The 12,362-nt window shown below is 67.7% G+C and carries 10 protein-coding genes; 4 read left to right on the top strand and 6 right to left on the bottom strand.

Annotation, left to right across the window (positions count from 1 at the left end):
* Positions 1–434: 434 nt before the first annotated feature.
* Positions 435–1,922, bottom strand: a complete 1,488-nt coding sequence (gene cls, locus M3B11_RS06265) for a cardiolipin synthase (protein WP_259875879.1) — start codon at positions 1,920–1,922, stop codon at positions 435–437.
* A 205-nt stretch (positions 1,923–2,127) separates the two neighbouring features.
* Positions 2,128–3,765 carry an FAD/NAD(P)-binding protein gene (locus tag M3B11_RS06260; RefSeq protein ID WP_259875878.1) on the bottom strand — a complete coding sequence of 546 codons (1,638 nt, stop codon included), beginning with the start codon at positions 3,763–3,765 and terminating at the stop codon, positions 2,128–2,130.
* A 516-nt stretch (positions 3,766–4,281) separates the two neighbouring features.
* Between M3B11_RS06260 and M3B11_RS06255 the strand changes: the two genes are divergently transcribed.
* Positions 4,282–5,064 carry an IclR family transcriptional regulator gene (locus M3B11_RS06255; RefSeq protein ID WP_259875877.1) on the top strand — a complete coding sequence of 261 codons (783 nt, stop codon included), beginning with the start codon at positions 4,282–4,284 and terminating at the stop codon, positions 5,062–5,064.
* 76 nt (positions 5,065–5,140) lie between these two features.
* On the opposite strand, the gene M3B11_RS06250 is transcribed toward M3B11_RS06255, so the two are convergent.
* Complete coding sequence (locus M3B11_RS06250) at positions 5,141–7,111, bottom strand: heavy metal translocating P-type ATPase (protein ID WP_396121541.1); 1,971 nt, start codon at positions 7,109–7,111, stop codon at positions 5,141–5,143.
* Here M3B11_RS06250 and M3B11_RS13385 point away from each other — a divergent pair, their 5' ends adjacent.
* A complete protein-coding gene (locus tag M3B11_RS13385; RefSeq protein WP_396121540.1) occupies positions 7,112–7,303 on the top strand; it encodes a hypothetical protein in 192 nt (63 codons plus the stop codon).
* A 346-nt stretch (positions 7,304–7,649) separates the two neighbouring features.
* Here M3B11_RS13385 and fabG read toward each other — a convergent pair whose 3' ends face one another.
* Together fabG and M3B11_RS06240 are read right to left on the bottom strand one after the other, a co-directional pair.
* The gene (gene fabG, locus M3B11_RS06245; protein ID WP_259875874.1) at positions 7,650–8,399 is read right to left on the bottom strand and encodes a 3-oxoacyl-ACP reductase FabG; all 750 of its coding nucleotides are present in this window, start codon (positions 8,397–8,399) and stop codon (positions 7,650–7,652) included.
* Positions 8,396–8,854: a MaoC family dehydratase gene (locus tag M3B11_RS06240; RefSeq protein ID WP_259875873.1), complete on the bottom strand. Its 459-nt coding sequence runs from the start codon at positions 8,852–8,854 to the stop codon at positions 8,396–8,398. The genes fabG and M3B11_RS06240 overlap by 4 nt, the downstream gene beginning before the upstream one ends.
* Positions 8,855–9,028: 174 nt before the next feature.
* Between M3B11_RS06240 and M3B11_RS06235 the strand changes: the two genes are divergently transcribed.
* Complete coding sequence (locus M3B11_RS06235; RefSeq protein WP_259875872.1) at positions 9,029–9,736, top strand: NUDIX hydrolase; 708 nt, start codon at positions 9,029–9,031, stop codon at positions 9,734–9,736.
* 180 nt (positions 9,737–9,916) lie between these two features.
* Here M3B11_RS06235 and M3B11_RS06230 read toward each other — a convergent pair whose 3' ends face one another.
* Positions 9,917–10,336, bottom strand: a complete 420-nt coding sequence (locus M3B11_RS06230; RefSeq protein WP_259875871.1) for an NUDIX hydrolase — start codon at positions 10,334–10,336, stop codon at positions 9,917–9,919.
* Positions 10,337–10,612: 276 nt separating this feature from the next.
* On the opposite strand from M3B11_RS06230, the gene M3B11_RS06225 reads away from it, so the two are divergent.
* Positions 10,613–12,346, top strand: a complete 1,734-nt coding sequence (locus M3B11_RS06225; protein ID WP_259875869.1) for an ABC transporter ATP-binding protein — start codon at positions 10,613–10,615, stop codon at positions 12,344–12,346.
* Positions 12,347–12,362 lie beyond the last annotated feature (16 nt).

Raw genomic sequence — 12,362 nt, 5'->3', positions numbered from 1 at the left:
GCATTTGCGCTACCCGCGGGTTGCTGTTGCTTGAGGTGGGCTGCCCGGGGTGCGTTTGCCCGGGGTGCTTCTGCTTGGGGTGGGCTGCCCGGTGCGGGGTGCGGCCCGGGCTGGTTCAGTGGCGGCCAGCCAGGCGGCTGGGCCCCGCGGAAGCAGACCCTGCGGCGCCGACCGCGTTCAGTGCAATATCCGCGCTCGTCGATGCAGCACTCAACGACGACGAATTGGCGGTTTCATAGTCGTTGACTACCACATTCAAACGTCTCGATGTTGCAATGAATGCGCATACGGTCTGAGATCGAGCTTCAGAGCCGGCCGCAGCGCCAGCCCAACAGCCGGTTCCAGCCAGCTGCTGTACAGCAGGCCCCTGAACCAACAGGCCCCAGAACCGGCCAGCCCCGAAACCAGTCAGCCCGAAAACCTGCCCGCACCCTTTAGAGCAGCGAGCTCGTCAGCCGGCAGACGTTTTCCAGGTACCTTTGTCCCGCCGAGCGCTCCATCCACTCCTGCCGGTCGACCTTGACGCTGTTGGCCCGGTAGTCGGCAGTCTCGAGGTCGTACATCGCCTGTGTGAAGGCGCGGTCGACGATGAACATCGAGACCTCGAGATTCATCGCAAAGGATCTGGCGTCCATGTTCGACGAACCGATGATCGTGACCTCGTCGTCGATGAGGAGGAACTTCGAGTGCAGCACGGTCGGCTCGTGGTACTGGAAGATCTGCACTCCGGCATCGAGCAGGTCGGCGTAGTAGGACTCCTGGGCCTTCTGCGTCACCCAGTGATCGCTCGTGGCCCCGACGTAGATGCGCACGTCGACCCCGGAGTGGGCCTCGGTGACGAGTGCGTGCATGAGCGACTCATCGGGTACGAAGTACGGCGAGCAGATGACGATCTGCTCATTGGCGTTGTAGATGAGGTGGTTGAACAGCCGCAGGTTGTTCTCCAGGTCGAAGCCCGGCCCGCTGGGCACCACCTGCGCCATCGCCCCGCCCTCATGGACCGGGTCGAGTTCGGTGTCGAACTCCTCGAACAGGATGACCCCGGTCTCGGAGTACCAGTCGGAGGCGAACACGGCGTTGAGCTCGGCGACGATCGGTCCTGCGCAGCGCACTGACAGGTCCTTCCACTCGAAGCCCTTGCGCAGGTTCGTGCGCTTGTTGTACGAGCGGTGGATGACGTTCTGGCTGCCGGTGTAGGCGATCTCACCGTCGATGACGAGGATCTTGCGGTGGTTGCGCAGATCCGGGCGCTGGTATTCGCCCTTCCACGGCCGCAGTGGCAGGCTGCGCCGCCAGGGCACTCCCGAGGCGTCGAGCTCCTTGACGAGATCGGAATACCCGGGGTAGCCGAGCGACCCGACGTGGTCGATGAGGATGCGCACCGTCACCCCCCGGGCGTGAGCGCGCAGCAGCGCATCGAGCAGCGGCCGGGAGGCATCGTCGATGGCGACGATGTAGAACTCGAAGTGCACGTACTTCTGCGCCTGATCGACCTCGCGGGCCATATCGAGCATGCACTGGTGGTTGTCGCCTTCGAGGGTGAACTCATTCCCGTGGACCATCGGCAGGGCGCCGAGTGAGTAGTTCAGCTGCGCAGCCGTCGACAGCGGCTCGGGCAGGTGGTCGTCGCGGCCGAGGATCGACTGGCCGCCGGTCTCATGCTTGATGAGCCAGTTGATCTCCGTCTGCATCTCCCGGCGCTTGCGCGGCAGCTTCGAGGATCCGAACATCCAGAATGCCAGCAGCCCGATATAGGGGATGAGGAAGATCGCCAGCAGCCAGCCGAGGGCCACCGACGGTTTGCGGCGGTAGGGGATCGCACCCAGCGCGACGACGCGGATGACGAAGTCGACGGTGATGAGCGCGATGATCACCCACAGCGGCCATCCCGGTTCGACGGGGATGAAGGTGAAGAAGTTCACCGCTCCATCCTACTGGCCGCCGCTGCGGCCGCGCTGGCGCATCCCCTGCCGCAGCAGTGGTCCCGGACCCGAGGCGATAGTCCCGGACCCGAGGCGGTCGTCTCGTTCCCGAGGCGGTCGTCTCGTTCCCGAGGCGGTCGTCTCGTTCCCGAGGCGGTCGTCTCGTTCCGGAGGCGGTCGTCTCGTTCCCGAGGCGATGACCGCCTCAGCGCAGGCTGGCAGCGATCCGGGCGGCCCACACCTCGGGTTCGGGCAGGGTGGCCCGGTTGAGGGAGTCATTGCCGATCGTCCAGTCCTCTGTCGCCCGGCCGATCGCCGAGAGCCCGGGCACCGGCTGGCCGTCGGCGCCGACGAGCTGGAGCGATTCGGTGACCTGGATGCCGCGCTGGACGGCCGGTTTGGCGACGATTCCCTCGGCGATGAGCGAGTCGATGACCTCGGTGCGGGCGTGCACCGCGCCGGGCGGGGCGAGCACGGCGAGCACGTGCAGGTCCGGGTGGCCGAACATGTGCGCGGCCTCCTCCCCTGGTCCTGGGCTCATCATCTCCAGGTCGATGACCCCAGCGCGGACGAGGGCGAGCAGCTTCTCGGCATTCACCAGCGGCGGGCCCTCGGCAAAGCGCATGAGCTTCGCGCTCAGCGCCAGGAACTCCTCCCACTGGGCCGGGTCGTGGGTGCGGAAGGACAGCACCTCACGGATCCGGGGCAGCAGACCCGTCCAGGCCTGGCCGAGGGCACACTCGGCATCGGGAGCCTGCAGGCCGCGGGCAATGAGCACCGAACGCTCCAGTGCGGCCTTCGCCGAGGTCGCCAGACCCGGACCCCAGCCGGACTCAGCGGTCTCGTCGACGGCAGCGACCGCCTCGGCGCCGGCAGGATCCTCCCACGCACCGGGCCGGCCGATGAGGATGTCGGCTGCCAGGTGACGCAGCGCGGCCGCGACCTCGCGCGGGCTCGCGTCGTCGGCGAGTGCGGCGGCGTGATGGCCGGTGAGCTCGTCAAGGTCGGCCTGCTGCTGGCCGCCCTCGGCGGGGATGCAGAAGCTCGGCGGCTTGGCGTTGTAGAAGCGGCCGGACAGGCAGGTCGGCAGCAGCACCGGCTCGGCTCCGCAGGCGCGGTAGATGAGGTCGCCGGTGACGACGTTGCGTTCGAAGTGCCCGCAGCGGTTCTCAGTGACCATGAGCGCGAAGTCGATGAACGTCAGCGCCGCCCCGCTGGTGAGCACCCGCTGGCCGGGTGAGATGCGCGCGACGGTCGAGTAGTCGTCGTGGCTGAGCGTGCGGGTCTCATCGTGGACGTCACGGGTGGTCAGTGGTCGGCTGTGGCGGCGGGCGTGGCCGGTGGACAGCAGCACTTCGTCGTACGGTTCCCGTACCTCGGGCTCGGCGTGGACCTGCCAGCCCTCGGCAGCGCGGCACAGCCGGCGCACCCGCGCAGGCACGACGGTGACGGTCATCGACTCGGGCAGCTCGGCGATGACGGTCTCGAATGCCCACGCGAGGTAGGCGCCGATGGCTGCGCGCGGCGGGAACGGGTCGAGGCGATGCTCGGGGGCATGAACCTCAGCCCATGCGGAGAAGGACTTGCGGGCCTTGCTGGCGGCGGCGCGGGAAGCCGGCCAGGCGCTGACGATCGCTGAGGTGACGTTGAGGACGAAGCAGCTGGGCTGGTCGGTGCGCCAGATGCGCCCGGCGCCTGGGGTGTCCTGTTCGTAGATGTCGACATGGAGGTGCCGCTGGCCGGCAGCCGGGTGGTCGCGCACAGCTGCCGACAGGCTTTCCAGGGCGTAGAGGCCCCTGGGGCCTCCCCCGACGATCGCGACTCTCAGTGCTGTGGAGTTCACGGGTCTCTCGCAATCTGCGTGGCGTCGCCGCGGCCGGCGCCGACCGGGCGCTCAAGTGTCAGCTGGTGAACGAGCTGCTGCACTCCTCAGGCTACAGGCGTCGGCTGACAAAGACATGAGCGTGAGACGAACGGGCGGCGACGAGGGCGATGCTCCACAGCGGAAGTATGCGGGGCCCGTCGCACCTGCACAACGGCATGGTCGTCGCGATAGCGCAGCGGCGCCTTTGCCACTGCTTCGCGCCTTTTGCCGAGGCGCAGGAAGAAGGTGCGGACACCCGCAGTGTGATCGAATATCCGGGGCTCGGTGCAGCCATGGGGGTCCTCTCCACAAGGTTCGGGTTTTCGTATGTCGATCAACGGGTTTCCGCATGCCGATCAATTCCTTCTGCTATTCGAAAAATCGACCAGCCGATAGACTCATCTCACAATCTGTTTCACAGGCACGCTGAGCCCCGCCCCGCCGTGCAGCTCACCGGGACCTCGGCCCACTTCTCCCCAGGAGGGACCTCGCACCATGTCGCGCAACGCAGACGAAACATCACCCAGCCGCCCCGCCAGGGGCGGCGTCCAGTCCGTCGAGCGCGCCTTTGACCTGCTGAACCTCATCGCAGACGCCGGTGGCCACACCACGCTCAGCGGACTGGGCGCGGCCGTCGACCTGCCCATGCCCACGATCCATCGCCTACTCAAGACCCTCGTGGGTCTCGGTGCCGTCCGCCAGCTCCCGGACCGGGGCTACGCCCTGGGCCCTGGCCTCATCCGCCTCGGGAACCTGGCCGGCGAGCAGCTGGGCGCTATCGCCCGCCCCTACCTGCGCACCCTCGTCCAGAACCTGAGAGAAAGCGCGAATGTCGCGGTGCTCGATGGCGACATGGTCGTCTATGCAGACCAGGTGCCCTCGCAGCAGCAGATGCGGATGTTCACCGAAGTCGGGCGCCGGACGCACACCCACGACACCGGAGTGGGCAAGGCGATCCTCGCCGGACTTCCCGCCGAGCAGGTCCGCCGCATCGTCGCGACCGCCGGCATGCCGACGCCGACGTCGCACAGCATCGGCACGGTCGAGGCGCTCGAAGCCGAGCTGGAGCGGATTCGCCAGCAGGGTTATGCCGTCGATGAGCAGGAGCAGGAGCTCGGGGTGCGCTGCTTCGCGGTCGCCGTACCCGAGGCGCCGACGCCGATGGCGATCTCGGTCTCCGGGCCGACGAGCAGGGTGGATCAGAAGTTCGCTGACAGGGCGGTTCCGCTACTGCAGGCCGCTGCCGCCAAGATCGCTGAGGAACTTCGCGCCGGTTGACCCCTTGACTCGCCTCCGGTGACTGGTAACCACGAAGAGGAATCTTATTTTCACTGACCTCATCCGGTTCTGTGCGTCAGGACTCGAGCACTGCAGCGGTGCTGGCAGCCGGTGAGAGGTCGAGACGGCGCAGCAGCTGCGCGTTGAGCGCCACCACGACTGTGGAGGCGGACATGAGAATCGCGCCGATGCTCATCGGCAGCACGAAGCCGACCGGGGCCAGTGCGCCGGCGGCAAGCGGAACCGCGATGAGGTTGTAGCCAGCAGCCCACCACAGGTTCTGCTTCATCTTCCGGTACGTCGCACGGGACAGCTCGAATACCGAGAGCACCGAACGCGGATCAGACGAGGCGAGGATGACACCAGCGGAGCCGATCGCCACATCGGTGCCCGCACCGATCGCGACGCCGACGTCTGCCTGGGCGAGCGCGGGAGCATCGTTGACGCCGTCCCCGACCATCGCCACCCGCCTGCCCTCACGCTGGAGCTCCTTCACTGTGGCGGCTTTGTCCTCGGGCCGGACGCCGGCGAACACCCGGTCTATGCCGAGCTCTGCTGCGACGGAGTCGGCAACCGCCTGTGCGTCACCGGTGATCATCACGACCTGCACCCCGGCTGCATGCAGAGCAGCGACGGCATCGTGGGATTCCGCGCGGATCTCATCGGCCAGCCGCAGCGCACCGATGACGGCGCCGTCGGCCAGCACGTGGAGGATGATGGCGCCTTCGCCACGCCACTGCTGGGCGACCGGAAGTTCCTGCTGGCCGCTCTGCTCCAGCAGATAAGGGCCGCCGACTTCGATGACTGCCTCGCCGACGCGTGCACGTACGCCGACTGCCGGGGAGGACGTGAACTCCCGGGCGGCGGGAACGTCCAGGCCGCGAGCAGCGGCGGCTGCCGTGATGGCCCGCGCCAAGGGGTGCTCGCTGTCGGCCTCGGCGGCGGCAGCCAGCGCGAGCACCTCGTCGCCGGTGCGGTTGCCGACGGGCGCGCTGCCGGTGACGGTGGGTTCGCCCCTGGTCAAGGTCCCGGTCTTGTCGAACAGCACGGCGTCGACGCTGCGCATGGACTCCAGGGCGAGCCGATCCTTGATGAGGACACCGCCGCGGGCGGCGCGCTCAGTGGCAATGGACACGACAAGCGGGATCGCCAGGCCCAAGGCGTGCGGGCAGGCGATGACGAGGACGGTGATGGCGCGCACCACAGCTGCGCTGGGCATCCCGAACAGCGACCACACCACCGCAGTGATGACAGCGGCGCCGAGGGCGAACCAGAACAGCCAGGCGGCAGCGACATCGGCGATCCGCTGCGCGCGTGAGGACGAGGACTGCGCGTCGGTCACGAGTTTCCGGATCCCGGCCAGCGCGGTGTCATCTCCGGTTGCGGTCACTTCGACCCGGAGTCCGGAATCTGTGGCGACCGTGCCGGCGACAACGGGGTCTCCTGTCTGCCTGCGGACGGTGGCTGACTCACCGGTGACCATTGACTCGTCCATGGAGGCTGAGCCGTCGATGATCGTGCCGTCAGCAGGCACGGCAGATCCCGGGCGCACAATCGTCACATCTCCGACGACCAGGTCAGCCGGTGCAACAGCGACGACCTCGTCACCGACGAGCTTCTCCGCCTCATCGGGCAGCAGCGCTGCCAGCGAATCCAGCGCCGAGGTGGTCTGGGCCAGTGAGCGCATCTCGATCCAGTGGCCGAGCAGCATGATGACGACCAGCAGCGCCAGCTCCCACCAGAAGTTCAGCTCATGATCGAGCAGGCGCAGGCTGGCACCCCAGGACGAGAGGAAGGCAACGGTGATGGCCAGCGCAATCAGCAGCATCATGCCGGGGGCGCGCGACCGGATCTCGGAGACAGCCCCGGTGAGGAAGGGCCAGCCGCCCCAGACGTACATGACGGTACCCAGCACCGGCGACACCCACGGCACCCAGGCGGCGTCAGGCAGCTGGTAGCCGAGCAGATGAGCGAACATTGCGTTGAAGCCGACGACCGGGACGGCGAGGACGAGCATGGTCCAGAACAGCCGCCGGAACTGCCGCACATGGTCTCCGTGACCTGCGTGCTCGCCATGCCCACTGTGACCGCCGTGACCATGCCCACCGTGACCGCCGTGCTCGCCGTGCCCACTGTGACCGCCGTGGTTGTGCCCGCCGTGCTGGGAGTGGCTCTCGGCGTCGGCGTGCTTACGGCCGGCGACGTGGTCGGCTTGGCTGCCGTCTGTGCGGTCGCCTGAATGGGCGAGGTGTTCGTTCATTCTTCCCTCCGGTGGGTCGGGACCGTCGCGAACGTGGCGGTGAGGCTGCTGCGTCGTCATTGCGAACGACTCGAACACCGTGATCATATACCCTATAGGGGTATTATGGGAAGGCACTCCCACCCCACCGCATCATGTGCTTCGTCGAGTTGCGCTGACCGCCGCACATGCACCCGAAGCCTGGCCGACAGCCACTGCTGTGGGACATGATTTGACGATCGTCACCCGCAACATCAGGGACTTTCAGCTCCCGGGGGCGAATCTGGCCGACACCCCGGCGCTGTGAACCCAGCCCCGGGCCCGCCATCAGCCCGACGCGCTGGCCTCACAGATTGCGGCCGCCGGAGATCTCCAGCACGGTGCCGGTCATGTAGCTCGACATGTCCGAGGCGAGGAACAGCGCGACCTGCGCGACCTCGGCCGGTTCGCCGAAGCGGCCGAGCGGGATCTCGGTCAATCGCTGGGCCAGCACATCGTCCCGCATCGCCTCGATCATCGGGGTGCGGATGAGGCCGGGCTGGATCGCGTTGACGCGCACGCCGGCGAAGCCGACCTCCTTGCATGCGGCCTTCGTCATCCCGACGACCCCGGCTTTGGCCGCCGAGTAGTTCGTCTGCCCCGGATTGCCGACCTTGCCGGAGATCGAGGAGACGTTGACGATCGAGCCGCCTGACTCCTGCCCGCGCATGAGACCTGCGGCGGTTCTGAGCCCGTTCCACGTCCCGCGCAGGTGCACGGAGATGACCTGGTCGAACTGCTCCTCAGTCATCTTGCGCATCGTCGCATCGCGGGTGATGCCGGCATTGTTGACCATGACATCGAGCGCACCGAAGGCATCGACGGCCTTCTGGCACAGGGCTTCGACATCGGCCAGGGCGACGACATCGCAGCCGAGACCGATAGCACGCTCACCGATGTCCAGACGCTCCGCCGCCGCGGCGACGGCCGACCCGTTGAGGTCTCCCAGCACGAGGTTCGCACCTGCGGCGGCATACGCATCGGCGATGGCGAACCCGAGCCCCTGGGCGGCACCGGTGATGACGGCGGTGCGCCCAGCGAGCAGCCCGGAGCTCACTGTTCGACCATGAGCGACACACTTTCGGCGATGCAGGCCGGGCGCTCAGCGCCGTCGATCTCGATGACGTGGGTCATGATGACCATGACGCCGGCGTCCTTGCGCTCGACGCTGTCAAGGGTGATGGTGTCGCGGATGCGGGCGCCGGAGGGCACCGGCTGCGGGAAGCGGACCTTGTTGAGTCCGTAGTTGATCTTCATCTTCATGCCGGTGACGTCGACGGTGCGCTGCGAGAGCATCGGCAGCAGCGACAGGGTGAGGAAGCCGTGGGCGATCGTACCGCCGAACGGGCCGGCCTTGGCCTTCTCCTCATCGAGGTGGATCCACTGGTGGTCGTCGGTCGCATCGGCGAACAGCTGAATCCGATCCTGGTCGATCGTCACCCAGTCGCTTGACCCGACCTCGTGTCCCACGAGCTTCTCCAGCTCGGCGATCCCGTTGATCTCACGCACCATTGCTACTCCTTCATCGCCGCAGGCGGCACTTGCGCAGCCCGCTCGATTGGCACCGTGGCAGGCCGCAGTCGTCTTGCATCAGGCCGCGGCCGGCACCTGTGGCCCGCCGCGTCCCTGGTCAGTCTAATGGGTTAGGGTGACAGACGACACATCTGGTGACCGCTGACTGGAGGCATGATGGTCCGCAATCTCGGCCCGGAGGGAACCGACCGCTCCGACGTCGTCGACATCACCGATGCGACCGTCATGCCCGCCGACCCGCACGCCGTGCCCGTCCGCCCGGCCGTCAGTGTGCTGCTCATCCGCGACGGTGATGAGGGCCTGGAGGTCTTCGTCCAGCACCGGGTGGCGACGATGGACTTCGCCGCAGGCGTCGTCGTCTACCCCGGTGGCCGGGTCGATCCGGTCGATGAGACGACCGGGGCGAGCCTGGCGACCGCGCCCGAGGTGGTGGACACCCATGAGCAGGCGTGGCACTTGAGTGCGTGTGCCGAACTGCCCGGAGGCGCCCGGACGCTCATGGCGTGTGCGATGCGCGAGGTCGCCGAGGAGGCCGGCGTTGTGCTGGCGGCTGAGGATCTCAAGCCGTGGGCGAACTGGGTGACCCCGCCGGGGCGGTCCCGCCGCTTCGACACCTACTTCTTCGTGACGGCCCCGGAAGATGCCGATGCTGCGGTGCATCAGACGACCGAGGCCGAGAACTCCGAGTGGATGAATGTCCGGCACATCATCGCCGAGGAGGAGGCGCAGCGGCTCAAGCTCATGCGCCCGACGCTGGCGCTGCTCGGGGAGATCGAAGCGCTCGGTTCGGTCGAGGCGGTCATGGGCAGTGATCACGAGATCGTGCCGGTCAAGCCGCGCGAACCCGGCAAGCACAGCTGAGGATCTGCTCGCCGAGAGTCTGACCGCCGGACGACCGCAACGGCGAGCACGAGACCGGAGACGCTCGCAGTGATGCGCAGCGCCAGCGGAGCGCGGGGCTTCCGGCCGCTGGGAGCGGGGCCGCCCTGAGCGCGGTGACCTGGGGCGATGTCGGGGGATGTCGGGGAGCTGTTCATCTCGTCAGCCCAGTCCCGCCATCTCCACCGCGACCTTCACGAGCCCCACCTGCGGCAGGTCAGCCAGCTCATCGAGTGGGATCCAGGCCGCCCGGTCGCTCGAGCCGCCGACCTCGTGGCGCAGCTGCCCGCCGGTGACTCTGGCGGTGTAGATGATGCGCAGTGCGTGCAAAGTCTTCCCGGGTTTGAGCCGGCGCTCACCGGGCACCACGAGCGAATCGATGCCGAGCAGCTCACCCAAGGCGACCTCATAGCCGGTCTCCTCATACACCTCGCGCACGGCGGCATCGGCCGGATCCTCACCCTCCTCGAGTCCGCCGCCGGGCATCGACCACAGCGGCACGGGTCCTTCGATCCAGCGGGACATGAGCCGGCGACGCTCGTCATCGACGATGACGCAGTAGGCTCCCACACGCAGACGCATGATGCCAGATTACGGCACCCCGGTTCGCTGTGAGCGAGAACACCCATGCGGCTATAGGCATCTGGCGGCCACCGGAGTAGTGTGGTGCTCTCGTCGGTCGGCCGCCGGCATTGTGCATCGGCCCGCAGACTCACGACTGCCCCGTCGCTGCGTCCACCTGCCAGCACCCCCGCCGCAGGCGTGCCACGATCTGCCTTCCGTCACTGCCGACAGGAGGTCCGCTCGCCGCCTACGGCCACCGCCTCGGCGGCGTCAACCACGCGCATCAGGGGAGACATGCTGCTCACGCTGCTCAAACGGTACCTGCGCCCCTACACCGGAGCGCTCGCCATCGTGCTCATCTTCGAATTCGTCCAGTCCCTGGCCGCGCTCTACCTGCCGACCCTCAACGCCCACATCGTCGACCGTGGTGTCGCGCAGGCCGATGTGCCGCTCATCTGGCGCCTCGGCGGCCTCATGCTGCTGGTGAGCTTCGTGCAGCTGGTCGCGATGATCATCGCGGTGTACTTCGGTGCGCGCACCGCGATGCGCGCTGGCCGCGACCTGCGCCGCGACGTCTTCCATACCGGCCAGTCCTTCTCCCAGCACGAGGTCGCTCGCTTCGGCGCGGCCACCCTCATCACCCGCAACACCAACGACGTCCAGCAGGTGCAGATGCTCATCCTCATGAGCTGCACGATGCTTGTCATGGCCCCGATGATGGCCCTGGGCGGGATCATCATGGCGCTGAGTCAGGACCTGCGGCTGTCATGGCTCATCCTCGTGGCCGTGCCGCTGCTGCTCGTGGCGCTCGGCATCCTCATCGCCCGGATGATCCCGCAGTTCAAGGTCATGCAGACCCGCATCGACACGATCAACGCCGTCGCCCGCGAACAGCTCACCGGCATCCGCGTCATCCGCGCCTTCGCCCGCGAGGCCACCGAACGCGGCCGCTTCGACATCGCCAACCGTCAGCTGACGGAGACGAACTTCCGGGTGGGCATGCTGTTCGCGCTCATGTTCCCGCTCGTCATGGGCATCCTCAACGTCTCCTCCGTCGCCGTCGTCTGGTTCGGCGGCCTGCAGGTCGAGGCCGGCATCACCGAGGTCGGCACGATGATGGCGTTCATGCAGTACCTCATGCAGATCCTCATGGGTGTGATGATGGCGACGTTCATGACGATGATGATCCCGCGCGCGGCTGTCTCGGCCAAGCGGATCGGCGAAGTGCTGGCCACCGCCCCGACGGTCACCCCGCCTGCTGATCCCGTGCCCGAGGTGGAGGTCCCGGGTGCCGTTGCGCTCACCTCGGCGACGTTCGGGTTCCCCGGGGCCGAGGCGCCGGTGCTGCGCGGAGTCACTGCCGCCTTCCAGCCGGGGACGACAACGGCGATCATCGGTTCGACCGGGGCCGGGAAGTCGACCCTGCTCGGGCTCATCCCCCGGCTGTTCGACGTGCAGTCCGGAACGGTCGAAGTCGGCGGCGTCGACGTCCGCCGGCTCGACCCTGCGGTGCTGCACGCCCAGATCGGGCTCGTGCCGCAGAAGGCATTCCTGTTCTCCGGCACGGTGGCGAGCAATCTGCGCTACGGCAACCCGGAGGCCACCGATGATGAGCTGTGGCAGGCCCTCGAGGTCGCGCAGGCGGCCGGGTTCGTAGCCGAGATGCCCGGCGGACTGGAGGCGCGCATCGCCCAGGGCGGGCAGAACGTCTCCGGCGGGCAGCGCCAGCGGCTGGCGATCGCCCGCGCGCTCGTGGCGAACCCGCCGGTGCTGCTGTTCGACGACTCGTTCTCCGCCCTCGACACGGAGACCGATGCCCGGCTGCGTGCGGCTCTCGACGAGCACTACGGGCATGCCACCCGGATCATCGTCGCCCAGCGCATCGCCTCGATCACCGATGCCGACCAGATCATCGTCCTCGACGACGGTGCCATCGTGGGCACCGGCACCCATGACGAGCTCGCTAGCGGCAATGAGGTCTACCGCGAGATCGTCGAATCCCAGCGCAGCGTCGGGAGTGCACTGTGAGCCCCGTGAATCCAGA

The organism is Brevibacterium sp. p3-SID960 (assembly GCF_025144725.1).
Taxonomy (GTDB): domain Bacteria; phylum Actinomycetota; class Actinomycetes; order Actinomycetales; family Brevibacteriaceae; genus Brevibacterium.
The sequence above is the reverse complement of the archived record's forward strand: the minus strand, read 5'-3'. Positions and strand labels throughout refer to the sequence as shown.

Excerpts from the sequence above, each read along its gene's own strand:
- M3B11_RS06240 (WP_259875873.1), bottom strand. The coding sequence starts at position 8,854 with ATGGTGCGTGAGATCAACGGGATCGCCGAGCTGGAGAAGCTCGTGGGA.
- M3B11_RS06230 (WP_259875871.1), bottom strand. The coding sequence starts at position 10,336 with ATGCGTCTGCGTGTGGGAGCCTACTGCGTCATCGTCGATGACGAGCGT.
- M3B11_RS06255 (WP_259875877.1), top strand. The coding sequence starts at position 4,282 with ATGTCGCGCAACGCAGACGAAACATCACCCAGCCGCCCCGCCAGGGGC.
- M3B11_RS06225 (WP_259875869.1), top strand. The coding sequence starts at position 10,613 with ATGCTGCTCACGCTGCTCAAACGGTACCTGCGCCCCTACACCGGAGCG.
- M3B11_RS13385 (WP_396121540.1), top strand. The coding sequence starts at position 7,112 with ATGGTCTCCGTGACCTGCGTGCTCGCCATGCCCACTGTGACCGCCGTG.
- M3B11_RS06235 (WP_259875872.1), top strand. The coding sequence starts at position 9,029 with ATGATGGTCCGCAATCTCGGCCCGGAGGGAACCGACCGCTCCGACGTC.